At 71.5% G+C, this 21,972-nt stretch carries 21 protein-coding genes; 9 read left to right on the plus strand and 12 right to left on the minus strand.

Translation table 11 applies throughout. The features are described from left to right. Positions 1–32 precede the first annotated feature (32 nt). Positions 33–881, minus strand: a complete 849-nt coding sequence (locus tag ACFW2E_RS09220) for a lipase family alpha/beta hydrolase (RefSeq protein WP_384463739.1) — start codon at positions 879–881, stop codon at positions 33–35. 451 nt (positions 882–1,332) lie between these two features. Between ACFW2E_RS09220 and ACFW2E_RS09225 the strand changes: the two genes are divergently transcribed. Both ACFW2E_RS09225 and ACFW2E_RS09230 read left to right on the plus strand, forming a co-directional pair. Then, positions 1,333–1,917, plus strand: coding sequence for a sigma-70 family RNA polymerase sigma factor (locus ACFW2E_RS09225; RefSeq protein ID WP_384463742.1), 585 nt, complete (start codon positions 1,333–1,335; stop codon positions 1,915–1,917). After that, positions 1,914–2,666: an anti-sigma factor domain-containing protein gene (locus ACFW2E_RS09230; protein ID WP_384463745.1), complete on the plus strand. Its 753-nt coding sequence runs from the start codon at positions 1,914–1,916 to the stop codon at positions 2,664–2,666. The genes ACFW2E_RS09225 and ACFW2E_RS09230 overlap by 4 nt, the downstream gene beginning before the upstream one ends. Positions 2,667–2,702: 36 nt before the next feature. Here ACFW2E_RS09230 and ACFW2E_RS09235 read toward each other — a convergent pair whose 3' ends face one another. From ACFW2E_RS09235 to ACFW2E_RS09255, 5 genes are read right to left on the minus strand one after another with little or no spacing between them, the layout of a single operon-like run. After that, a complete protein-coding gene (locus ACFW2E_RS09235; RefSeq protein ID WP_384463748.1) occupies positions 2,703–3,500 on the minus strand; it encodes a DUF1295 domain-containing protein in 798 nt (265 codons plus the stop codon). Then, positions 3,497–4,807 carry a class I SAM-dependent methyltransferase gene (locus ACFW2E_RS09240; protein WP_384463751.1) on the minus strand — a complete coding sequence of 437 codons (1,311 nt, stop codon included), beginning with the start codon at positions 4,805–4,807 and terminating at the stop codon, positions 3,497–3,499. The genes ACFW2E_RS09235 and ACFW2E_RS09240 overlap by 4 nt, the downstream gene beginning before the upstream one ends. Further along, complete coding sequence (locus tag ACFW2E_RS09245) at positions 4,804–6,096, minus strand: class I SAM-dependent methyltransferase (protein ID WP_384463754.1); 1,293 nt, start codon at positions 6,094–6,096, stop codon at positions 4,804–4,806. Before ACFW2E_RS09245 ends, ACFW2E_RS09240 begins: the two co-directional genes overlap by 4 nt. Further along, positions 6,093–6,824, minus strand: coding sequence for a DUF1365 domain-containing protein (locus ACFW2E_RS09250; RefSeq protein ID WP_384463757.1), 732 nt, complete (start codon positions 6,822–6,824; stop codon positions 6,093–6,095). Before ACFW2E_RS09250 ends, ACFW2E_RS09245 begins: the two co-directional genes overlap by 4 nt. After that, the gene (locus tag ACFW2E_RS09255) at positions 6,821–8,134 is read right to left on the minus strand and encodes an NAD(P)/FAD-dependent oxidoreductase (protein WP_384463760.1); all 1,314 of its coding nucleotides are present in this window, start codon (positions 8,132–8,134) and stop codon (positions 6,821–6,823) included. The genes ACFW2E_RS09250 and ACFW2E_RS09255 overlap by 4 nt, the downstream gene beginning before the upstream one ends. Positions 8,135–8,408: 274 nt before the next feature. On the opposite strand from ACFW2E_RS09255, the gene ACFW2E_RS09260 reads away from it, so the two are divergent. Together ACFW2E_RS09260 and ACFW2E_RS09265 are read left to right on the plus strand one after the other, a co-directional pair. Then, a complete protein-coding gene (locus ACFW2E_RS09260) occupies positions 8,409–8,966 on the plus strand; it encodes a hypothetical protein (protein ID WP_384463763.1) in 558 nt (185 codons plus the stop codon). A gap of 184 nt (positions 8,967–9,150) precedes the next feature. Continuing rightward, a complete protein-coding gene (locus tag ACFW2E_RS09265) occupies positions 9,151–9,531 on the plus strand; it encodes a VOC family protein (RefSeq protein WP_383089029.1) in 381 nt (126 codons plus the stop codon). A 163-nt stretch (positions 9,532–9,694) separates the two neighbouring features. On the opposite strand, the gene ACFW2E_RS09270 is transcribed toward ACFW2E_RS09265, so the two are convergent. Further along, the gene (locus ACFW2E_RS09270; protein ID WP_384463766.1) at positions 9,695–10,003 is read right to left on the minus strand and encodes a hypothetical protein; all 309 of its coding nucleotides are present in this window, start codon (positions 10,001–10,003) and stop codon (positions 9,695–9,697) included. A gap of 146 nt (positions 10,004–10,149) precedes the next feature. Between ACFW2E_RS09270 and ACFW2E_RS09275 the strand changes: the two genes are divergently transcribed. Together ACFW2E_RS09275 and ACFW2E_RS09280 are read left to right on the plus strand one after the other, a co-directional pair. Further along, a complete protein-coding gene (locus ACFW2E_RS09275) occupies positions 10,150–10,617 on the plus strand; it encodes a DUF4279 domain-containing protein (protein ID WP_384463769.1) in 468 nt (155 codons plus the stop codon). 800 nt (positions 10,618–11,417) lie between these two features. Then, the gene (locus ACFW2E_RS09280; RefSeq protein WP_384463772.1) at positions 11,418–11,825 is read left to right on the plus strand and encodes a hypothetical protein; all 408 of its coding nucleotides are present in this window, start codon (positions 11,418–11,420) and stop codon (positions 11,823–11,825) included. A gap of 549 nt (positions 11,826–12,374) precedes the next feature. On the opposite strand, the gene ACFW2E_RS09285 is transcribed toward ACFW2E_RS09280, so the two are convergent. Continuing rightward, positions 12,375–12,965, minus strand: a complete 591-nt coding sequence (locus ACFW2E_RS09285; protein ID WP_384463775.1) for an adenylate kinase — start codon at positions 12,963–12,965, stop codon at positions 12,375–12,377. Between the two features lie 392 nt (positions 12,966–13,357). Here ACFW2E_RS09285 and ACFW2E_RS09290 point away from each other — a divergent pair, with 392 nt between their 5' ends. Continuing rightward, positions 13,358–14,854 (plus strand): FG-GAP-like repeat-containing protein, encoded by a 1,497-nt coding sequence (locus ACFW2E_RS09290; RefSeq protein ID WP_384463778.1) that lies wholly within the window; start codon positions 13,358–13,360, stop codon positions 14,852–14,854. 542 nt (positions 14,855–15,396) lie between these two features. Here ACFW2E_RS09290 and ACFW2E_RS09295 read toward each other — a convergent pair. The 3 genes from ACFW2E_RS09295 to ACFW2E_RS09305 form a co-directional block, all read right to left on the minus strand. After that, positions 15,397–15,759 (minus strand): hypothetical protein, encoded by a 363-nt coding sequence (locus tag ACFW2E_RS09295; RefSeq protein WP_384463781.1) that lies wholly within the window; start codon positions 15,757–15,759, stop codon positions 15,397–15,399. A gap of 334 nt (positions 15,760–16,093) precedes the next feature. Continuing rightward, the gene (locus ACFW2E_RS09300; protein ID WP_384463784.1) at positions 16,094–16,471 is read right to left on the minus strand and encodes a hypothetical protein; all 378 of its coding nucleotides are present in this window, start codon (positions 16,469–16,471) and stop codon (positions 16,094–16,096) included. A gap of 9 nt (positions 16,472–16,480) precedes the next feature. Further along, a complete protein-coding gene (locus ACFW2E_RS09305) occupies positions 16,481–17,467 on the minus strand; it encodes an Ig-like domain-containing protein (protein ID WP_384463786.1) in 987 nt (328 codons plus the stop codon). A gap of 349 nt (positions 17,468–17,816) precedes the next feature. Here ACFW2E_RS09305 and ACFW2E_RS09310 point away from each other — a divergent pair, with 349 nt between their 5' ends. After that, positions 17,817–18,659, plus strand: a complete 843-nt coding sequence (locus ACFW2E_RS09310) for a hypothetical protein (RefSeq protein ID WP_384463789.1) — start codon at positions 17,817–17,819, stop codon at positions 18,657–18,659. A 166-nt stretch (positions 18,660–18,825) separates the two neighbouring features. On the opposite strand, the gene ACFW2E_RS09315 is transcribed toward ACFW2E_RS09310, so the two are convergent. Continuing rightward, complete coding sequence (locus ACFW2E_RS09315) at positions 18,826–19,542, minus strand: ferritin-like domain-containing protein (protein ID WP_384463791.1); 717 nt, start codon at positions 19,540–19,542, stop codon at positions 18,826–18,828. A gap of 239 nt (positions 19,543–19,781) precedes the next feature. Between ACFW2E_RS09315 and ACFW2E_RS09320 the strand changes: the two genes are divergently transcribed. After that, positions 19,782–20,792 (plus strand): LLM class F420-dependent oxidoreductase, encoded by a 1,011-nt coding sequence (locus ACFW2E_RS09320; RefSeq protein ID WP_384463794.1) that lies wholly within the window; start codon positions 19,782–19,784, stop codon positions 20,790–20,792. Positions 20,793–21,972 lie beyond the last annotated feature (1,180 nt).

The following is a 21,972-nucleotide window of genomic DNA, read 5'->3' on the forward strand; positions in this document are numbered from 1 at the left end:
CCCGGCGGGCGCGCCCCCCCCCACCACTGCAGTCACCGAGCGGTCGCGGCCCGCTCGACGAGACGGGTCACGGCGTGCGGATCGGTCACGGCGACGGCGTGCGGCCCGTCGACCTCGACGGTGTGCGCGTGGGCCCGGGAGGCCATGGCCCGTTCCGCGGCGGCGGGAATGGTGTGGTCGCCATCGGCGACCAGGTACCACGACGGGATGGTCTTCCAAGCCGGGGTCCCGGACGGCTCCCCGACGGCCTGAGCCGTGATGGGCCGTTGCGTGGTGGCCAGTTCGGCGGCCTTGGCCCTGTTGACCTGGTTGCTGAGGAAGACGTCGCGGTACTTGTCGGGCTTGATGTAGAGGTCGGTTCCGGTACTGCCGTCGGCCTGCGTGAAGGGAACCGGGATCAGGGCCGTGGGCAGGGGGGCGTTGGGGTCGTCGCTGAGGTGGCTGCCGGGGAACTTGCCGATCAGCTCCGCGGCGCTCTCTCCCTTGTCGGGCGCGAAGGCGGCGATGTAGACGAGCGCCTTCACATGGGGGTTGCCAGTGGCCGCGTTGGTGATGACTGCGCCGCCGTAGGAGTGGCCCACCAGGACGATCGGGCCCCTGATGGTCTTGAGGTAGTCGGCCAGGTAGGCGGAGTCGCTGCGGAGGCCGCGCAGGGGCGTGGCCGGAGCCGCCACCGGATATCCGTCGGCCTGCAGACGCTTGACGACCCCGCTCCAGCTGGACGAGTCCGCCCATGCGCCGTGTACGAGGACGACGGTCGGCTTGGCTTCGTGCCCGGTGTGGTGGTCCGGCGCGGCGAAAGCACCGGGGCTCACGCCGGCGGCCAGAGCGAGACCCGTGATGGCAAGGGCCGCGAAACGGCCGGGGCGATGGTGGAACACCTGATTCTCCTTCAGTGGCATACGGACCGCGCGGTTCGTCGTCCCCGTCGTGGACCGCCGGGCGAGAGTTAAGTAGATAGAACGTTCTATCTATTGAGACTCTAGTGCGGGATCTCCGCCGCGGGCAACACGAAGGGGGGAAAGGTAGATCACACCCTGAAAGGGGAATGCGCAGCTGCCGCCGGCAGGGCCGTGGCGGCGAGCCCCCCGCTGCGATTCAGTACGGGGCAGCCGCCGCGGGCCGCCCAGGGTCGTTTCTCCGGTGTGTCGTTGAGTGCCGCCCAGTGGGCGCGGTTGGAACCGTCGTTGCCGGACCGGGCCCCGAAACGGGGTGGCCGGTGGCGGGATCACCGCCCAGGCGCCACCTGCGCTTTCATCCGGGCCGAGACCAATCCGCCGACGGTGCAGGATCGGATTACGCCCGGACATGTCCCGACCACGGAGGACTCCCGTGAAAGAAGCCGTGCACATCGGCACGAATCCATCGACGGAGCCGGACCTGCAGGAGCTGGTGAGCCGGGTGGCTCTGGGCGACGAGCAGGCGTTCGCCGCTGTCTACGACGTCGTCGCGAGTCCGGTTCTGGGCGTCGTCCGCGCCGTGCTGCGCGACCATGCGCAGTCGGAGGAAGTGGCCCAGGAGGTGCTGGTGGAGGTGTGGCGCACCGCCCCTCGGTACCGCTCCGACCGCGGCACCGCCATCAACTGGATCCTCACGCTGGCTCACCGGCGGGCGGTGGACCGCGTGCGCTCGGTCGAGGCCGCCGCGACTCGCGACCACAAGGCCGCGCTGTTGGAGCGGACTCCCGACTACGACGAGGTGACCGAACAGGTCGAGGCACGGCTCGAGCGGGAGCAGGTGCGGCGCTGTCTGCGCACGCTGACCGAGATCCAGTGCCAGGCCGTCACGCTCGCCTACTACCGCGGACTGACCTACCGCGAGGTGGCGGAGGCCCTGACGCTCCCGCTGGGCACGGTCAAGACCCGCCTGCGTGACGGGCTCATCCGGCTGCGCGACTGCCTGGGGGTGACCGCGTGACGACCGCGGAACTGCATCTCATGACCGGGGCCTACGCCTTGCACGCCCTGTCCGACGAGGAACGCGACGCGTTCGAGCGTCACCTCGGGGCCTGCGAAGCGTGCGCGCAGGAGACCGACGAACTGTGCGCCACCGCGGCCCGTCTGGGGCTCGCCGTCTCCGTGACACCCGGTCCGGCGCTACGCGAACAGGTACTGCGCCGGATCACCTCCGTCCGCCAGGAGACCCCCGGCGGCCCGGTGCCCGTCCGCTCGGGCCGCACGGGACTGCGCGCGCGCCCGTTGTCGCGCTGGGCGCTGGCCGCCTGCCTCGCGGCGGCCGCCGCGCTGGGCGGCACCGCGGTGTGGCAGCACCACAGGGCCGAGGACGCCCTGAGCCGGGCGCACAAGGCCGAACAGGGGGCGGCCGGGATCTCGGCCGTCCTGGCCGCGCCGGATGCCAGGGCCGAGGCCGGTGAACTGGCCGGCGGTGCCACGGGCACCGTGGTCGTCTCCCGCAGTCGGGACAAGGCCGTGTTCGTCGTCTCCAAGATGGCGCATCCGCCCGCTGGGAAGGTCTACCAGCTGTGGTTCGACGACAACGGCACCATGCGGTCCGCCGGTCTGATGGACCCCCACCGCAGCGACCAGACCGTCCTGCTGCAGGGCGCCGTCGACGGAGCCTCGGGCATGGGCATCACCGTCGAACCCGCCGGCGGCTCCAGGCAGCCGACCTCCGATCCGCTCGCCCTGATGCACTTCTCCACCTGACGAGGCCGGGCCCCGCCGGAGTCGACGGGGCCCCGCTCACCTGGGTGGCCGCGGGAAGAAGCCGCTGGTGCGGGCCGCGTAGGCGGCGTATCCGGGGCGTTGGGCCATGTGCCGCTCCAGGAGCCGCTTTCCGCTGCCCCAGATGAGCAGAAAGCTCATGACCAGCGGCGAGACGACCGTCACGGCAGCGGCCGCGCCGGAGTCGCAGGCGATCAGGTACAGCCCCCACCAGACACAGAAGTCACCGAAGTAGTTGGGGTGACGGGTATAGCGCCACAGCCCCTGGTCCATGATCCGGCCCTTGTTGGCCGGATCCGCCTTGAACCGGGCGAGCTGGGCGTCCCCGATCGCCTCGAAGGCCACCCCGAGCACCACGACCGCCGTGCCGGCCGCGGCGAACCCCGTCATCGGGCCGGGCACGTACTGCGCGGCCTGGACCGGCAGCGACACGAGCCACACGAGCGCCGCCTGCACCAGGTAGACCGTGCGCAGCGCGTACAGGTTCCGGCGGCCCGGCGCCTTGGCCAGCAGCTCTTCGTAGCGCGGGTCCTCGCCGTGGCCCCGGCCGCGGCGGGCGATGTGCACGGCCAGCCGCAGACCCCACAGCGAGGTCAGCGCGGTCACCAGAAACCGTCGGCCCGCATCACCGGTGCCGGCCGAGGCCGCGCAGGTCACCAGGGCGACGGCGGCGAAGGCGACCCCCCAGGCGACGTCGACGATCCGGTGCACGCCCCGGCGTACGGCGAGCGCGAAGGTGACCAGCATGACCGCGAGCGAGGCCGCGGCGGCCCAGGCGAGGTTGGCCGCGAAAGCGCTCCAGGCGAACCCGCTCACGGCCGCTCCAGTCCCGCGTACCAGTCCCCCGGTGTCGTCGGCATGCCGCTGCTCCCGCCGGACGCCGGCCGGACGGCCAGGATCTGGTCGACGCCCATCCGCCGCTCCTCGAACGCCAGGGCCCCGCCGGCCAGGTACAGCCGCCACACCCGTGCGGTCTCTTCGCCGACGAGCCGTACGACGTCCTGCCATCGGTCTTCGAGTGTGCGGTGCCAGGCGGCGACCGTGTGCACGTAGTGCTCACGCAGCGACTCGACCGAGCGCACCTCCAGACCGGCCTGCTCCAGCAGGGCGACCGTCTCGCCGAGCGGCCGCATGTGCATGTCGGGGGCGATGTACGCCTCGATGAACGCTCCCCCGCCGGGTGCCTTCGTCCCGCGGGACATCTGCTGCACCAGTACCCTCCCCAGCGGGCTGACCTTCCGGTGCAGGGCCGCTGCGAACGCCGGGTATGCGGCGTCGCCTACGTGCTCGCCCATCTCGACGGTGGCGACGGCGTCGTAGTGGCCGTGCGCGATGTCGCGGTAGTCCTGGCACACCACGTCCACGAAGTCCTCCAGCCCGCGCTCCGCGGCCTGTTCTCGGACGTACGCCGCCTGCTCCCGGGAGAGGGTGACCGCGGTGACCCGCGCCTCGTACCGCTGGGCCGCGTGGAGGGTGAGGGAGCCCCAGCCGCAGCCGATGTCGAGAAGCCGTGCGCCGGGTCGCAGCCCGAGTTTGCGGCAGATCAGCTCCAGCTTGGCGTGCTGGGCGTCGGCCAGGGTGAAGTCCGGCTCGTCGCCTGCCCAATAGCCGCACGAGTACGCCATGGTCTCGTCGAGGAGCAGCCGGTAGAAATCGTTGGAGAGGTCGTAATGGTGGCTGATGGCGGCCCGGTCCCGCGTCCTGCTGTGCAGTGCGCCCCGCAGCCGCGCCTGTGAGGCGGGTGCGGCCGGGCGCGGACCGGCCGCACCGAGGAGTACTGCCGTCCCGGTGGCGCGGGCCAGGCCGGCGAGGCCGAGCCGGGGAGTGTGCAGGCGCCGTTCCCGCGCGGCGGCCCACACGGCGCGCAGCGCCTGGCCGAGGTCGCCCTCCACGTCGACCTCGCCGGTGACGTATGCCTGGGCCAGGCCGAGCTCGCCCGGTTCCCACAGCAGTCGGCGCAGGGCGCGCCGGGACCGCACCACGACGACGGGGCCCTGGGACGGGCCCGCCTCGCTGCCGTCCCAGGTGCGCAGCCGCACCGGGAGGGGGCCGCCGAGTGCGGTCCCGGCGAGTGCGGCGAGCCGGTGGGCGGCACCGGTCCTGGCCGTTCGGATGGTGCTCATCGGACGGGGGTCTCCTTGGTGAACAGGTACTGCTGTACGTCGAGGTATCCGGATCGGAAGCCCGCCTCGGAGTAGGCGAGGTAGAGGGTCCACATGCGGCGGAAGGTGTCGTCGAAGCCGAGGGCGGCGACCTCGTCGGCACGCTCGGTGAAGCGTTCGCGCCACAGCCTCAGCGTTTCGGCGTAATGCGCTCCGTAGGCGTGGCGGCGCGCCACCCGCAGCCGGGTGTGGTCCCGTACGGTCTCGGCCACCGCCTCGACGGACGGCAGCAGACCGCCGGGGAAGATGTACTTCTGGATCCAGGTGAAGGTGTCCCTGGTGGCCAGCATCCGGTCGTGCGGCATCGTGATGGCCTGCAGGGCGGCCCGTCCGCCGGGCAGCAGGCGGTCGTCGAGCGTGCGGAAGTACTCGGGCCAGAACTCGGCGCCGACGGCCTCGATCATCTCCACGCTCACCACGGCGTCGTACGTGCCCTGTGCTTCGCGGTAGTCGCGCAGGTCGATGCGGACCCGGTCGGTCAGCCCCGCCGCTTCGATGCGCCGCAGTGCCAGGTCGCGCTGTTCGCGGGAGAGGGTGAGCGAGGTGACACGGGCGCCGCGGGCGGCGGCCCGGATCGCGAGTTCGCCCCAGCCGGTGCCGATCTCCAGTACCCGGGTGCCCGCCCCGATCCCGGCGAGGTCCAGCAGCCGGTCGATCTTGCGGTGCTGGGCGGCGGCGAGCAGGTCCCAACTGGCCGGGAAGCCGCGGAAGACGGCCGACGAGTAGGTGAGGGTGTCGTCGAGGAAGAGGGCGAAGAGGTCGTTGGACAGGTCGTAGTGGCGGCTGATGTTGTCGCGGGCGCCGTCGGGCGTGTTGCGCTGGACGCGCGGCTGCCGCGTGGCCCACAGCGGACGCAGCCGTTGCAGGGGTGCCGGGATCAGCTGCGCCGCGTTCTGCGCGAGCACCGTGAGGACGGCGATAAGGTCGGGCGCGTCCCATTCGGCGGCCATGTACGACTCGCCGAAGCCGATCAGGCCCTGCCTGCCGACACGGGTGTGGAACGCCTTCGGGTCGTGGATGTCCAGCACGGGCCCGCCCTGTCCGGCCGTGGTGCCATCGGGGTATCGCACGCGCACGGGAAGGCGTCCCAGCGTGCCGCGCAGGACGGCCGCCGTGACGGTGGTCCGTGCGAAGGACGACTTGGGCGGTGCGGCCACATCGGGCCAGCGGGCGGGATCGACGGCGGTCGCGAACACCGGGGACGGCGCGGCCGGCTGTCGTACGGCGGGATGGGGATCGGTTGCCGTCATGACGCGTTCTCCGGACTCTTGTGCTCGGCGCGGGGCTGGATCGGCAGTCGGCGCAGGTAGAGACGGACGCCGTGGAATCGGATGGCGACCGACACGGCGAGGGTCGACCACGGGTGGCGCAGGGCCTGTCCCAGGAGCGCGCCCGTCGTGACCTCGCGGCGGGTTCCGCGCACGGTCGCGGTGAAGGGCCTGCCGCCGCCGCGCTCCAGGTGCACGGTGAGGTCGAGCCGGTCGCCGGGCCTGGGCAGCCGCATGCGGTAACGGCCGTCGACGGGGAAGAAGGGCGAGACGTAGAACTCCTTGTCGACGTACGCCCTTCCCGTCTCGTCCGGACGCAACAGGTAGGAATGCCGCTCGCCGTAAGTGTTGTGGACCTCGGCCACCACGCACCGCGGGGTGCCGTCGCGGTCGTGGCACCAGTACAGGGTGAGAGGGTTGAACACATACCCGAACACACGCGCGTGAGTGAGCATCACGACCGGTCCGCCGTCCAGATCCACACCGTGTCCGGCCAGGAAGGCGTCGAGTCCCGCACGGATGGACGGCTGGTCGCCGGCGAAGTGATCGCGGGCGTCGAACCGTGTCAGCGGCCGCAGAACTCGATTGAGTTCGGGTGGATGGTCGAGGTCGATGAGCCACATGTACGTGCGATGGCGCAGTGCGTGCCGCACGGGCGCGGTCCGCACATGACTGATCGCACAGCGGTACAGGGCGGGCGCCCCCGTCACCAGAGCACCCCCAGCGCCGCGGCGGCCTCCGCTCCGGAGCGGCAGCCGTCCTCGTGGAAGCCCCAGCCGTGATAGGCGCCCGCGAACGCGGTCACCGCGGTGTTCAGCTCCGGCAGCCGTCGCTGCGCGGCGACCGACTCCGGTGTGTAGACGGGGTGTTCGTACGTCGTCCGGGCCAGCACCCGGTCCGGTGCCACGCGGTCCTCTCCGCCGAGGGTGACGACGTACGTCTCCGGAGCGTCGAGGCGCTGGAGCCGGTTCATGTCGTAGCTGACCCGCACCTGGTCGGTGCCGGTCGAGCACGTCGGCATCAGGTAGTTCCAGGATGCGCGGGCGCCCCGGGCGCGGGGCAGGATGCGCTGGTCGGTGTGGAGCAAGGTGGCGTTGCGGGAGTAGCGGAACGCGCCGAGGACGTCCTTCTCCAGCGGGGTGGCATCGGCGAGGAGGCCGAGTGCCTGGTCCGGATGAGCGGCGACGACCACGCAGTCGTACGACTGCGTGGTGCCGTCGTGTGTGGTGATGTCGACGCCGTCCGGATACCGGCGCAGGGTGCGGACCGGGGCCGCGAGGCGTACCGAGTCCAGGCGTTCGGCGACCCGGTCGACGTACGTGCGGGAGCCGCCCGTGACGGTGCGCCAAGTGGGCGAGCCGGTCACGGAGAGCATTCCGTGGTGGTCCAGGAAGCGGAAGAGGTAGGCGGCCGGGTAGCGCTGAGCGGTGGCGGCGTCGCAGGACCACACCGCCGAGACCAGCGGCGTCATGAAGTGAGCCCGGAAATAGACGGAGAAGCCCTCGCGCTCGAGGAACTCACTCAGCGTCGCGGTACTGCCGGGCTCCCGCGCCAGGGTGCGGCGCGCCGCACGGTGGAACGCGGGTACCTCGGCGAGCATCCGCAGAAAGGCCCCGCGCAACGCGCTGCCCGGCCGGGCGAACAGCCCCGCGAGTCCTCGTGCACCGGCGTACTCCAGTCCGCAGCCTTCGCACCGCACGGACATGCTCATCTCCGACTCCTGCGTGGTCACGCCGAGTTCGTCGAAGAGCCGCAGCAGGTGCGGGTAGGTGCGCCGGTTGTGCACGATGAAGCCCGAGTCGACTCGGTGCGTTGTACCGTCGCCCGACGTCAGCTCGTGGGTGTGGGCGTGGCCGCCGAGCCGGTCGTCGGCCTCGTACAGGGTGACGTGGTGGGCGCGGCTCAGCACGTACGCCGCGGTCAGCCCCGCCACACCACTGCCCACGACGGCCGTGCGCCGCCGTCCCCGTGCGCCACCGCCGGCCGCCCCGTTCAGGCCCGTCAGTGGAACGTGTGCCATCACTTCTCCTCCCGGTCGGTCGCGAGCTCGCGCGTAATCCGGAGCTGCGGCGGGAGCGGATTGGCCGGAAGGCCGATCTTCCCGCGAACCGGCGGGACATCGGCAGGTCCGGCGTGACGGACATACCGCCGGACGGCTTGAGAACGCGAATTCCTCTTCATCCGTGGCCGCGATTTCATCCGTAGCCGCAACGGGCTCGGATTGGTCGAAGAAGGAGCTTCATCCGATCGGGCGGATGACCAATCCGCCGAGCTTTCGGAGTCGGATTCCCCACGTGACCGAGGACGAGAAGAAAGCGCGAAATCCCCGCAGTGGGGCGCGACCGGCTCTGGGCGCGCTGAGCGGCGCCCTGGCGGGCTTCGCCGCCCTGGCCGCGGCAGAGCTCGCGGCGGCGGTGCGTCCGCAGGCCGGTCCCGTCGTCGCGGTCGGCGGCACGGCGATCGATCACGCGCCGGCCGGTGTGAAGGGCTGGGCGATCCGGAATTTCGGCACCGCCGACAAGCTCGTTCTTCAGCTCGGAATTCTCGCCGTACCGGCGCTTTTCGCCCTCACGCTGGGCGTTGTCTCACTGCGGTTCCGGCGCGGCGGACCCGCCGGTGTTCTTCTGTTCGGAGCCCTGGGAGCGGCCGCTGCCACCGGCCGACCGGATTCGGGCGGCCCGTCCGACGCCCTGCCCTCCGTGGTGGGCGCCGTCGTCGGAGCCGTCCTGCTGCACGTCCTCGTCGCCCATCTCGCACCACGGCGTGCCGTGCCAGGTGCGGACGGCACGAGAGGCGACCCGTACGCAGGGCCGGATCAGGACCGCCGTGCCTTCGTGATCACCAAGAGCTGAAGCCCCACCACCCCGCCGGGCGCCCCCTGCCGTGGCGCCCGGCCGGGCGGGGCGAGGACACCAAAACCCTTCGCACCTGCTCGCCTCACCCGATACGGTCTCGAGCGTGTTCCCACTGCGGGGAGCCCAAGGGCTCCGCGCGCGGCCGCCCCGGCAGTTCCCACGCTGAGAGTAGGTTTCGCCCATGGCATGTCGTATCAGTGAGCTCGTGCTCGGTTGCCGCGACCCCGAGGTGCTGGCGCGGTTCTGGTGCGAGGTCCTGGACTTCGTGGTCCTAGATCGCGAAGAGGACGGCAGCCTCGAGATCGGGCCGCGCGAAGGGTTCGGTGGCCCGCAGCCGACGATCATCCTCAGCCGCAGGGACGAGCCGGAGCAGGGGAAGCCCCGGCTGCACATCGACGTCAACGCCACCGACCGCGATCAGGACGCCGAGCTCGAGCGCCTCCTGAAGCTCGGGGCGCGCCCGGCCGACATCGGCCAGACCGGCGAGGAGCCCTGGCACGTCCTTGCCGACCCCGAGGGCAATGAGTTCTGCCTGCTCAAGGCCCGCCTCAACCCGCTCTGACGGCACTGTGTCCACTGGCTTGATCTTTGACCTGTGCGGCGGGGTCGAGAGGTAGTCGACTTCCTCGCCCGTTGTTTCGTCGGCGGCGTCTTGCCGTGTGTGTCCTCCGCCGCGGAACGACGTCGGGGCGGAGGCGGGGCATCGTCGGCCGCGCGGAGACCGGTCAGGCTCCGTCGCCGTCGATGCGGGCGAGCAGCGAGCGGGCCTCCGCGACGCGGGAGTGGTGCGTGCCGAAGGCGGCCAGGGCCTCGTCGTGGGCGGCCGTGACCCGGGCACGGGCCTCGCTGTCACGGCCCAGCCCCAGAAGGACTGTGCCCTCGATCGGTCCGCTCGCGCCGTTCGCGGGGTTTCCCGACCCGTCGGGCAGGTCCCGGCGCAGTTCGACGCTGCGGCCATCGACCGCGGCCCTCTGGTCAAGATCAAGGAGAAGCAGCTCGAGAAGGCGCTGAAGAGCGTCGGCGAGGACCCGCACGCCTTCAAGGCCGACTGGGTGGGAAAGAACAACGTGTCGCGGTGCGACGCGATGCGCGACGGCGAGGGCAGGGACGTCCTCGTGAGCAAGGACGGGAAGATCTTGGTTCCGGCGAATTACAGGTACCGGCCGTGAGCGCGTTCCGGATGTATCTGAGAGTAGTCAGCGAATCCCTGCAACCGGAGGAGATCTCCGCACGGCTGGGGACCGGACCCGACGAATCGACCGCGATCGGCAGCCGCAGGCGCCCCCAATCGCCGGCGCGCGCTCATGCGACCTGGATCCGGCACGCCTCGGCCACGGGCGGGCCCGGTCGGCCGGAGGATCTCGAACCGGTGGTCCTCGGCTGGGGACCGGAGTTCGCCGCGGCCCTGGGGCGACTGGCTTCCTCCGGGGACGCCGACGTCTCCTTGGTGGTCGTCCAGGAGATCACCGATCCCGAGGACCCGCAGCAGAAGGGCATCTTCCTGGGCGCGGCCCTGCTGGGCTGGCTGGCCGAGGCCGGGGCGTCGCTGGACATCGACCAGTACGTGTACCCCGACTGCGACGACCACGGGGACGACAGCGGCCCCGGCCAGGACGATCCATCCGGACAGGCGGCTGACCAGGTGTAGATGCCTGCGATGCGGAGTACGGCGGGTTGGACGGTGGCGGTCTTGCCCCAAGGTCGGGACGCTCGGCGTCCAACCAGGCCGGTGCCGCGTCGTGAGCCGTCGTGCTGCTGGTGCTGTCCTGGGGCGGGCGCAGGCGCGATCTGCCGCTGGGCACGGTGGTGGACGTGGCCGTCGAGCTTCTTCCTGCGCACGGCCCTCGACCTCATCGCCGGCAACCTCAGCCGGCACCGGGCCGTTCCGGTCGGCCTCCTCGACGCCCATCTCCCTTGCGTGAGTCAGGTGCCGAACAGCTGCGGGCCGGGGGCGCGGAGGACGTCGTACCGGTGACCGTCCTGTCATGGCAGATGGCCCTTGGCCTTCACCCCTCGAGGGCCAAGGGTCCGGCCATGTGACGCATCTCGTATCGGGCAAGCCCTCGTACTTCTGGGCGCTGCTCGACCGCCCGCCTGCCTGCTCACCTCGTCATGACAGGACTGGTGCCGCCTCGCAGCGCGCGAGTGGGCCGTCGAATGCGCGTCGACCGGGGTTGCGTCCGCTGCACCGGACCTTGGGTTTGATCCCCGGCACTAACGATCATGCTGACATGCTGGTGTGAAAGGGACCTTGCGCTACCGCACTTGCGCCTACTCGGAGGAATCATGAGCCACACCATGCGAGCGACCACGCTGACAGCCGTCTGCTGCCTTGGCCTCACGGCCTGCACCGCCGGCGATGACAGAAGCACCCCCGGGCCGAGTCCCCACACCGCCCTCAGGCTGAGGCAGAGCGCCGACACGGCCGGCGTCGGTGGAAAGGGCACCATGCGGATCACCCCCGACACCGTGGTCTACGTCCGCAAGACCAGCACAGGCACCCCGGAACACGATCTCTACGCGGTCGTCACCTTCAGCGCCGAGAACCGGTCCAAGACCCCGGTGACGGCAACCACCAGAATCGGAGGCTTCCGCTGGAAGGCAGCCAACGGGCACATCGTCAGCGCGGGAAACAGCAAGAGCGCGGCGAAAATCGCTCCCATAGGCTTCAGTGACGGCGGCCCGACCGTCCCGACCGGCACCTTCCGCAGAAACACCGTGGCCTTCGACATCACCAGCGCCGAGAAGGGCGGCACCCTCGTCTACGTCGACGGCAACGGCGACGCCTATCGCTGGAAGATCCCTTCCGCCAACTCGGGGCCCGTGGTCTCGGCGTTGAAGTTCGCACTCACATAAGGCGGGCCCGCACCTCCGATCGGCCGGCCGCCCGCGTCCGAGCGGAGCGGGAACTCGGGCGGCTCCTCACTGGTCGACCGTCCGGGCCTTGTGGCGCACGGCTGTTCTCCACTGCCCAGGCAGGCACGCGAGGCCTGCTGCCGCGCCTGCCGCCACAGAGCCGGACGCCCTTCGGTGCGAGGCTGGATGGTGTTCCGCCTCGAGCTCGCCTTCGGTCAGTGCTACGAGGTACTCCACCCGTGGGGGGCACGGTCGAGACGGCGACACGTCACCACGGGATGACGTGCGCCCGCCGAAACGAGACCAGGAACCAGACGACCAGAGGGAGAAGAACCAGCAGGACAATCCCCGCAAGAACCCTCGCCCAAGCGGCGGTCCTACCTCTGCTTTCAGTCCCCACGGCCGGCAACCCCCTGCTCACGATGCGACAGAAACCGGAGTCTATGCGGTGGTAGAGAGCGACGGCAGAACAGCGGCAGGCCCACGGCACGACGTCTCACACCGGCCGGGCTGCTCTTCGGCAGGTGGTGGCGGGCCTCCGCGGGCGCGTCAGGAGCAGTCGCGGAAGTGTTCACCGACGGTCCGACGCAGCGGACCGTTCAGCCAGCGGGTCGCCTGCGCCCGGCTGCGGATCCTGACCACCGTCAACTCCGGCCGCTGGTGGAGCAGTTCCGTCACCCGGGCCGCTGTCTTGGCATGGGTGTTCCACGCCCAGCGGACGATGTGCTCGGGATCGATGAGAAAGGTCCGCAGGGGTGGCTCGACGTTGCCGTTCCACAACCGTTCCCGGCGGAGCCGGCGTACCAGGGTGCGCCGGACGACCTGGCGCATGACGCGGGCGCGGGGCAGGTCCAGCCAGACCAGCAGGTCTGCGCGCTCGGCGAGGTGGGCACGGACCAGGCCGTACTGCCATTCGGTCACCCAGGCGGGCTCGGCACTGAAGCGGTGGACGTCGGCCTCGAACGAGGGACGCCGGGTCCAGCCGGAGCCGTGGAAGAGGGCGTCGATCTCCACGTGCGGCACGTGCAGCTCGTCGCCCACGCGGGTGGCGAGGGTGGTCTTGCCCGACCCGGAGGTGCCGGCGACGAGGATGCGCCGGGGCCGGTGGGGCAGCGGGTCGGTCGGTCCGAGGAGGGGCACACGGGCCACGTTAGCGACCACTTCCCGTCGGGCCGGGCCGTTCTGTCGATCCGCGCTTGCGCCGGTCTTCGGCCGGGACGGCCGGGATGGCGTGCGAGCCACAGGCGGCGGGAGCACGGCCATGAACTCCCCCATGGGCCGGCGCACCACGCGGTTCGCGGCGGGGCCCGAAAAGCGATCCGCACTCTCCTCCTCCCCCCGGCGCGGCAAATCCCCTGAGCCCAACACCTTTCGCTCATGCTGCTGCGACGGCCGGGACAACCTCTTCCGGCCAGTTGCATTCCCATGACATCCCGGCGTACAACCGGTGAGCATCCGTTCGAGTCGGACTGGGTGGACGCGACGCGCAGCACGTGCCCCGCGTCAATTCGACCGACCTGAAAGGCAGTTGTATGTCTCGAGCACGAGGCGGAGCCCGTTCCGCGCGGCTTGGCGCGCCCCTTGCCGCTGCGGCGCTGTTGGCCGGTGGGCTGAGCGCCTGGTCCCTGACCGCGGCGACGGCCCAGGCCGCGCCCGCCCCCTCCGTCGGGGTCCAGGACGACTTCAACGGCGACGGATACGCCGACCTCGTCGTCGGGGCGCCGAACGCCACCGTCTCCGGCAAGGCCCGCGCGGGCTATGTCGCGGTGATGTACGGGTCTTCCGGCGGCATCAGCACCGCGAAGAAGAAGATCGTGAGCCGCTCCACCAGCGGGGTGCCCGGCGCCGCCACCGCCAACCAGCGCTTCGGCGCCACCTTCGCCAAGGGCGACCTGGACCGCGACGGCTACGGCGACCTCGTGATCGCGGGCGGCCCGGCCGGCTCGGTGATCCTGTGGGGTTCGGCGTCCGGTCTCACCGGCGGCACCAGCCTCGCCGGGTACGGGGCGGCACCCCAGGTCGGCGACTTCGACGGCGACGGCAAGTCCGACCTCGCGCTGTTCTCCGCGCAGGGCGTCGGCGGCGACGACCCCGAGGGCGCCCCGGCAGCGCTGTGGAAGGGCCCGATCACCCGGGCCGGCAAGCCCGCGGCCGTGCTCCCCCTGCTCGACAAGTCCCTGTGGTGGGGCTGGGAGGAGGAAGACGCCTCCTGCAACATCCACGGCGGCTGCGAGGACGGCCCCTCCTCCATCACCGGTCCGGTCATCTCCGGACAGGTCGGGGACGTCAACGGGGACGGCCGGGACGACATCGTCCAGTGGCACTACACCGGTGACGGCACCTGGGGCAACCGTCTGCTGCTGGGCGGCGGCGCCACCGGCTTCACCCGCGGCCAGGTCCCGGGCGACGACACCTCCAGCACCCCGGCCGGCACGGGTGTGGGCGACGTGAACGGCGACGGCTACGACGACGTCGTGGTCGGCGCGGACGGCTGGTCCGACAAGGTGCGGGTCGCGTACGGCTCGGCCTCCGGGCCGTCCGAGGCGTCGACGGTCACCTTCGACCAGGACCTCCCCGGCTTCCCGGGCGCACAGGAGGAGGGCGACCTCGTCGGTTCGGCCGTCTCGGTCGCCGACATGACCGGCGACGGTTACGCCGACATCGCGCTCGGGATCGCGTACGAGGACGTCGGCACGGTCGAGAACGCGGGGTCCGTCGCCCTCGTGCCCGGCAGTGCTGCCGGTGTCACGGGCGCCGGCACCAACGTCGTGCACCAGGACACCGCCGGGATCCCCGGGGTCGCCGAGAAGGACGACAAGTTCGGCATCTCCACTGCCCTCCTCGACGTGAACGGCAACGGCTACCGCGACCTCGCCGTCGGCTCGACCGCCGAGAACGGCGACAACGGCGCGGTGTGGGTGCTGCGCGGCGGCTCGGCCGGCCTGTCCACGAAGAACGCGTTCGCGTTCGGCGCCAAGGACCTCGGCGCTCCCTATACGGACGCCTGGTTCGGCGCGACCGTGCGCTGAACCGGGACACGGGCCGCACGGTCGAAGCCCTCGGGGAAGCCACCGGCATCCGTTGGGCAAAGGCTGTACGGCCCGTTACCCACCCCTGTACGCATTCACGGCTCGCACCCAGCTCGCCAAACTGCCTTGACCGGCCTGCGAGCCCGCCGGACCCGTCGCTCCTGGGGCTCGCCCGGCGCGACCGGCGCGGACCGGACCATCCCGGAGAAGTGAACGGGTGAACCCCCGCTGACCGGCAGCAGCCCGGCGTGGTCCGGACGAAGCCGGCGTGCCAGTCCCCCGGCTTCAACTGCACTCGGTTCCAGGCGAGGTACTGCGGGGCGGAGAGGCGAACTCAACCCCGGTTGCGGCGTGACGGGCGGATGTGCGGGGCGCCCCCGCCCCGGGGGGGGGGGGGGGGGGGGCCGCGGCAAACACACCCCGGGGGGGGGGGGGGGGGGGGGGGGGCGGGCGCCGGGGGGGGGGGGGGGGGGGGCGCCCCCCCCCGGGGCCGTGAGGGCCGGGCGTGAGGTTGTGTGGCCCTCGGGCCCATGGGGCGCGCGTCAGGCCGAGGCGCAGATGGCGTAGACGCTGATGCCTACGCTGCTGTAGCCGACCTGCCGGCCGAGGGCGACCCAGCCGGTGCCGTGGGAGGTGGGGAAGCTGCCCACCAGTACCGCGCCGTTGCCCTGGGCTTCGGCGCCACCGCCGACGACCCGCTTGCCCGCCGGACAGTAGAGGGTGCGCCGCTGGAAGTTCGGGACGTTCGCGTTGGGAAGCGTGACGATCTGGTAGCCCTCGACGGCATGGGCGTGTGCGGGCTTGTGGGCGGGGGCGTGCTCGGTGGACGCCTGGGCAGCCCAGCCCGCGCCGGCGGCAAGGGTGAGTGCCAGTGCTCCGGCGGTGAGGGCCCTCGTTGCTCGCATGTGTCTCCTCCCGATGGTCCGAGACGCCTGATACGTCCCGTCGCTGGACGCAACGGTGCCGGACGGCACGGGTGCAGGCAGAGCTGCCGGTGATCAAACTCCCTGATCGTGGGAGGCGGGTGCGTGGTGCTCGAAGGGGCGCAGCACGGGGCGCAGGCGGACCAGCGGCCGGGACCACGTCCCGCACAGCCGCCGTCCGTCTGGTGCCCGCGCTCGGGCCCGCCGCGGTGGCGACGGGGCCGAGCGGGGTCTCCCCGGTGGGGGTGCCGGCCATGCCGGACGGCCGCTGCCGCGCGACGAACCGGTGCTCTGCAGTGAGGCCGAGTGTGCTCCGTCAGCGTTTGACGGGTTCCCGGACGGCCAGAGCGGCCAAGGCCTGGAGGGCCGGCTCCAACGGGCGGGAGACCGCCTCCGTGCAGATGCCCGCAGTGGTCCTGATCCCGTCGCCGTGGAGAGTTCCGGTGGCGGCGGGTCGGGGCCGTGAGTGGGCGGCCGACCCCCTCAGGAGCAGCAGGGTGAGGGACATCGCGGCCATCAGCCAGCCCATGGGGCGCGAAGCGCGCAGGCCGCAGCCCCTCCCCCCACCGCAGACGCCGCTCGCCCTTCGGAGTTCCGGCCTGGAGAGCCGGCCGCGTTTCCGGTCAGCCCGAAGGGCGCGTACGTCGGTGGCCTCGCGGTCGACATCGTCGATGTGCTGACCGGCGCCCGCCACCGCCGCTCGTCACAGCGTCGCGGTCGTCCCCTGACCGGACGCGCTGCCCGCGAGCCACTGGTCCCAGCCCAGGTTGAAGGCGGCATAGCCGTTGTCGGCCGGGGCCTTGGCACGGGTCGAGCCGGTAATGGTGACGGGGTCGCCCTGCTTGACCTGGCCGTAGAACCACTTGGCGTCCGACATGGACAGGTGGACGCAGCCGTGCGAGCCGCGGGCGCTGCCGCTGCCCGGGTTGGGGTCGCCGGTCGAGTAGTGCACGTACGTGCCGGACTGGGTCAGGTGCACATCCCAGGGCAGCGTCAGGTCGTAGTAGTTGGGGCTGCCCTTGTCGCAGCTGATGCCGACGCTGCAGGAGGTCATGTGGACCTTCTCCTGCTTGTCGATGACGGCCATCGTGCCGTTCCACGTCGGATACTGAGGGCTGCCCGCATTGATCGACAGGGTGCGCACCAGCTTGCCGTTGCGGCGCACCTTCATGGTGTGGCCGGTCACCGAGACATCCGCGCGTACGTCGTCGCCGATCTTGAAGGTGTGGGTGTAGCCGTGCACGCCGTAGCGACCGTTGCCGTTGCTGACGCCCTTCAGATCAGCGTCGATCTTCACCGTCGTACCGGAGGGCCAGTACGTCTTCGGCCGCCAGTCGGCGCGCCTGTCGCCGAACCAGTGCCAGGCGCCGGCCACCGGCTGCGAGGCGCTCACCTTCATGTGCTTCTCCACCGTGGCCCGTGCCTTTGCCGCCACCGGGTTCGTGAAGACCACCGAGATCGGCATGGCCACGCCCACCGTGGTTCCCGTCTGCGGGGTGATCGTCTCCAGCAGCATCGGCGGGCCCGCGGGCTTCGTCGGCGACGGAGAAGCACTCGCGCTCGGCTTGCCCGGCGCCTTTGCATCGTCACCGCTCGCCTTGTCACTGCCGCCCCCGCCGCAGGCGCTCACGCCCACCAGCATCGCACCCGTGACCAGTGCGATCCCTATGCCGCCCTTGCGCCGTCCCACGACCAGCCCCGCTCTCTCACTCCCCGGCCCCCAACAGGCCCGACTGCCAGTGAGACAGCAAAGGCACGGGCCGCAGTTGCATACGTCGCGTAAAACGTGTCCCAAAACTCGGCCACACCGGCCGAGGTAGAGGGGCTCGCCGTCGAGCACTTCGCGTACTGCCCGGACGAGACGGGGTGGGGCGGGCCTTCAGAAACAAGGCCAAGCGCCCCACCAGCACACGGATTTGGTCTTCTGCCGGGACTGAGCCGGGCGCCATCGCGCCCGGAACCGTGGACGCCGTCCCGACGTCTCCGCCGCCGCACGTCGAGAGCACTGTCCAGCACCAACCACCCGGGGGAGCGTCCGAATGACCTGGAAGACCTTGAGAGCCTGGCGAACCTGGAGGGCGCTGACCGCCGCCCTCACCCTCGTCGCCGGCCTGTCCGCCGCCGCGGCGTCACCCGCGTTCGCCGGCCTGGACGGGCCGGTGGCGGCCAACATGGACCAGCACTGCGCTGTGGAGACCATCGGGAGCGGGCCCACCACGATCGCGATTCCCGTGGACCGGGTCACCCTGAACCTCGAGGCCGCCGGGCACGACCCCAACGACTCCAGCATCACCGCGACCTACAGCATCGTCGGCACCACCAAAACCGGCACCACCACCGGGAAGTTCGACCCCGTGAAGTCGAACGTCACGCTCACCTTCACGGTGGCATCCCCGCCGCTGGGCGCGGAACTGGACGTCCACTACCAGGTCAGCTGGACCGACGGCACCTCCTACGACAACACGGCGAGGACCGCACTGGCCCCCTGCACCCTGGCCAACACGACCGCCGTCAACACGTCGACGTGGAACAACTACGTCGAGGTGGCGGACGTCTCCCAGCAGTGCACGACCGTCAGGTTCAACATCAACGGCCTGCCGGTCTACATCCGCGAGGACATCGTGACGGTGGACGTCGCTCACGGCTCTCCCTACCCGGCCGGCTGGTACGCGGGGCAGGCGGCCTGGGCCGACTACTGGATCCCCGGCCACAAGGGATACACCTCGGGCGCCAGCGGCACATTCGACTCCACCGGCCACGCCAGGCTGACGTTCCGGCTCCTCGCCCCGAACACCGGCAGCGAACTCGACGTACTGGCAAGCGGCAGGGAATCCGGCGTGCGGACCTTCCCGGCGCACACCTGGACCACCATCGCCTGCTGATCCGGCACCGTCACCGGGTCCGTCCCTCCCCTGCCCCGTGCCGAGCCGCCCCGCGGGAAAGCAACGGCCGGCGGGGAGGCCGACGGACGCCGTCGTGGCGACCGGCGCGACCGACGTGTCCACAGGTCGCAAAGCGGTGCGCGGCCTGCTGTCAGCCCCCGCCCGTTCACGCGTCCGGGCGGGGCACCAGCACGGCGGAGACGACCGTGCCGGACGCGCCGACGACATCGGACACGAATCGCAGGCGTCCGACGGCGAGTCGCCGCAGCGCCGGACCGTGGTCGACAACCACGACGAGGGAGACCACGAGCAGAAGAAGTTGCCACAGGGCCATGACCGGGCGGCGCATCGCACGGGGCAGTTCCGCCAGGGAGACGTGCAGTCGCTCGCAATGGAACGGGACGTGGCGCTGCTCGTCGGACAGGATCCGCCCGGCCACATCCGAAGTGAGCGAGTCGTCGGTGCCGTCGCGCAGGGCCCGGTAATAGCGCAGTGCCACCACTTCCGCGATCATCAGAACCAGCAGTTCCATGCGCAGGCCCATGAGACGCCGCAGCCGTACGAAGACGGTGTCGCTCCAGTGAGCGGTCAACGTCGGTATGCCGCCCGCGGCCAGCAGCCGAGCGAGGAGACGGGCGTGGTTCTGTTCCTCGGCCACGAAGAGCCGGACCGCCTGCGCGTAGTCGACGTCGCCGGCCGCATCCGCTTTGCGGACGAGGTTGGCGCCGTCGCCGTCCTCGCCCACCTGGAAGCGCTGAATGCCGGCCCACACCGCCGGATGTAGCGTCGCACTCCGCCTCCAGTCCGGGTCACCCTGAGCGCGCCTGCGCTCGCGCTCGTCCTCGAACCGCTCTCTCCACTTGGCGAAGCCGACCGTATCCACCCGGTCTCCCCTCTCCAGGACACAGCCACCGTGCCCTGGAGAGGGACGACGCCGCGGAACACCGAACCGTTCCACTTCCTGTCGGGTGTCGGCCCCGTGGGACACGGAACGTCCACAACGGTCGGCAACCGGCCGGATCGCCCGTCCGGATGAGAGCGGCGTCGCCTCCACCCGCGGCGTGCCACGTCACCCGAACACGTCCGCGCTCGGCACTTTACGGTGACGCCAGGAGGTGGCGGATGCGAGTGGGGCTGCACGCGCTCGGCATCGGTGACGGTGCCCGTCCGGAGGTCATCCGGTCGGTGGCCACAGCCGCGGAGACACACGGTTTCGCGAGGCTGTGGTGCGGCGAGCACGTGGTGCTCGTGGACGCGCCCGCCTCCCGTTACCCCTACTCGGCGGACGGCCGGATCGCCGTACCCGCGGACGCGGACTGGCTGGACCCGCTGCTCGCCCTGAGCTTCGCGGCGGCGGTCACCGGCCGGATCGGACTCGGCACCGGCGTGCTCCTGCTGCCCGAGCACAACCCCGTCGTCATCGCCAAACAGGCCGCCACACTCGACGTGCTCTCAGCCGGGCGGTTCAGCCTGGGTGTCGGGGTCGGCTGGTCCGCCGAGGAGTTCGCGGCGCTCGGCGTCCCCTTCGCCGGGCGCGGACGGCGCACCGAGGAGTACCTCTCCGCGATGCGCACCCTCTGGACCGAGGATCCGGCCTCCTTCGCCGGGGAGTTCACCCGCTTCGACGCGATCCGGGTCAACCCGAAGCCGTTGCGCGGCGGCCGCCTCCCGATCGTGGTCGGCGGCAACAGCGACACCGCCCTGCGCCGCGCGGTCACGCTCGCCGACGGCTGGTACGGCTTCAACGTCCCGGCAGCCGACGTACCCTCGCGCGTCGCCGCCCTTGCCGACGAGTGTGCCCGCCACGGCCGCGCCTTCGACGAGCTCACGGTTGCCGTCGCGGTGTGCGGCGGCACCCCCGCGCCCCCCCCCGCCCCCGCCCCGGCCGGCGGGCCCCAAAACCTGGTGCGCGGCGCCCCCCCCGCGCCGCGCGGGCGCCCGCCCGCGCGCCCCCAACCCGTGCTCAGCGGGGGGCGGGCGGCTCCCGCCCCCCCCACACCGGAGCACCTGCCCGCCCTCGCCGCGGCCGGCGTCACCGAACTCGTGGTCCTCGGCGCACCCCCGTCCACCCCCGACGCGGCGGCCACCTGGGTCGCGGAACTCGCCCAGGTGTGGATCGACGGGACGAACTGACGGGGCCGGCCGGCACACCACCAGGCAATCGAGGCGCTCGGCTCGATGCGCCGGGCAGGTCCTCGGCCCCGCCGCCGACGTACGAAGGGCCCCGGCCACCTCGGGTCATTCGGCCGCCGGCCCGACGGCGTGAGGACGGCGCCGCTCAGCCCGCCCCGCCGCGTCGGTCCGGTACCCAGGGTGCAGGACCGGCGTCTCGTAGGCGCTGACGAGCCGGGCGACCCGGTAGCCGGTCTCGCACGTCGCCTCGGCGAGCTTCGGACTGGCGGGGCGGGGCGGGGCGGAGGTCTATGAGCGCGGCGGCTGCCTCGCCGACGGCGCTCCCCCAAGGCCGCATCACCCGGGGAGGCGGGCGTGGATGGTTTCGCCCCGGCCGGGGCCCACGGTGACGGACACCTTGCTGGTGAGACGGCGGACCAGGGCCGGCCGAACCCTCCGGCGCACTGTCGAGGAAGGCACGGGCCGCATCACGGGCGCGGGCGATCGGCGGGGTGTCGCCCTCCACCACGACCCGGGCCCCACGCGGGACGCCGTGCGGGTCGTCTCCGGGCCGGTCATGCGCCGCCGCCCCGCCCTCGATCGGTTGCACCGCCAGGCTCGGCGTCTGCCCGCCGGGCCGGGATTCAACCATGCGCAGCACTCTTCCGGGTGTATTAGGGATAGAAATCCCGGCAAGGACCACAGAGGAAATCTGTCGCGGTGATGGTAGACATTGGCCGTCTTCGGAGTTACTGTTTCTGTCGTACCCAGGAAGTCGAAGTGGGCACAGCAGACATGAACTGCTGTGCGAGCAGGTCAGACAGGACGCGACCCGAAGGGGTCGCGAGCAGTGCCCGCGGTATCCAGCAGTACAACCGAGTAACCGAAGGTAAGGAGCAGAACGCCATCAGGATCGCCCGGGCGAGGAAGCAGTCCGCCCGGGTACCGCAAGGCCCCGGATTGGAAGGTGGTCCCCGGTCACGCATCAGCGATCCCCGCAGCCCCGCCCTCCCAGGCGGAATCTGCGGACAAAGAAGGCCGGCGCAGTTGGCCGGTAGATGGTGTTGAAAGCTCGGGGCGCCGGGGGCGGCCCGGCCCCCGCGCCCCCCCCGCCCCCCCCCCCATAAAATCTTTGTTACCCCCCCCCGGGGCCCGCCCGCCCCCCAGACACAAATATATCAAGAAACCCCCCAACCCCACG

This window comes from Streptomyces sp. NPDC058964 (assembly GCF_042741275.1).
Classification (GTDB): domain Bacteria; phylum Actinomycetota; class Actinomycetes; order Streptomycetales; family Streptomycetaceae; genus Streptomyces.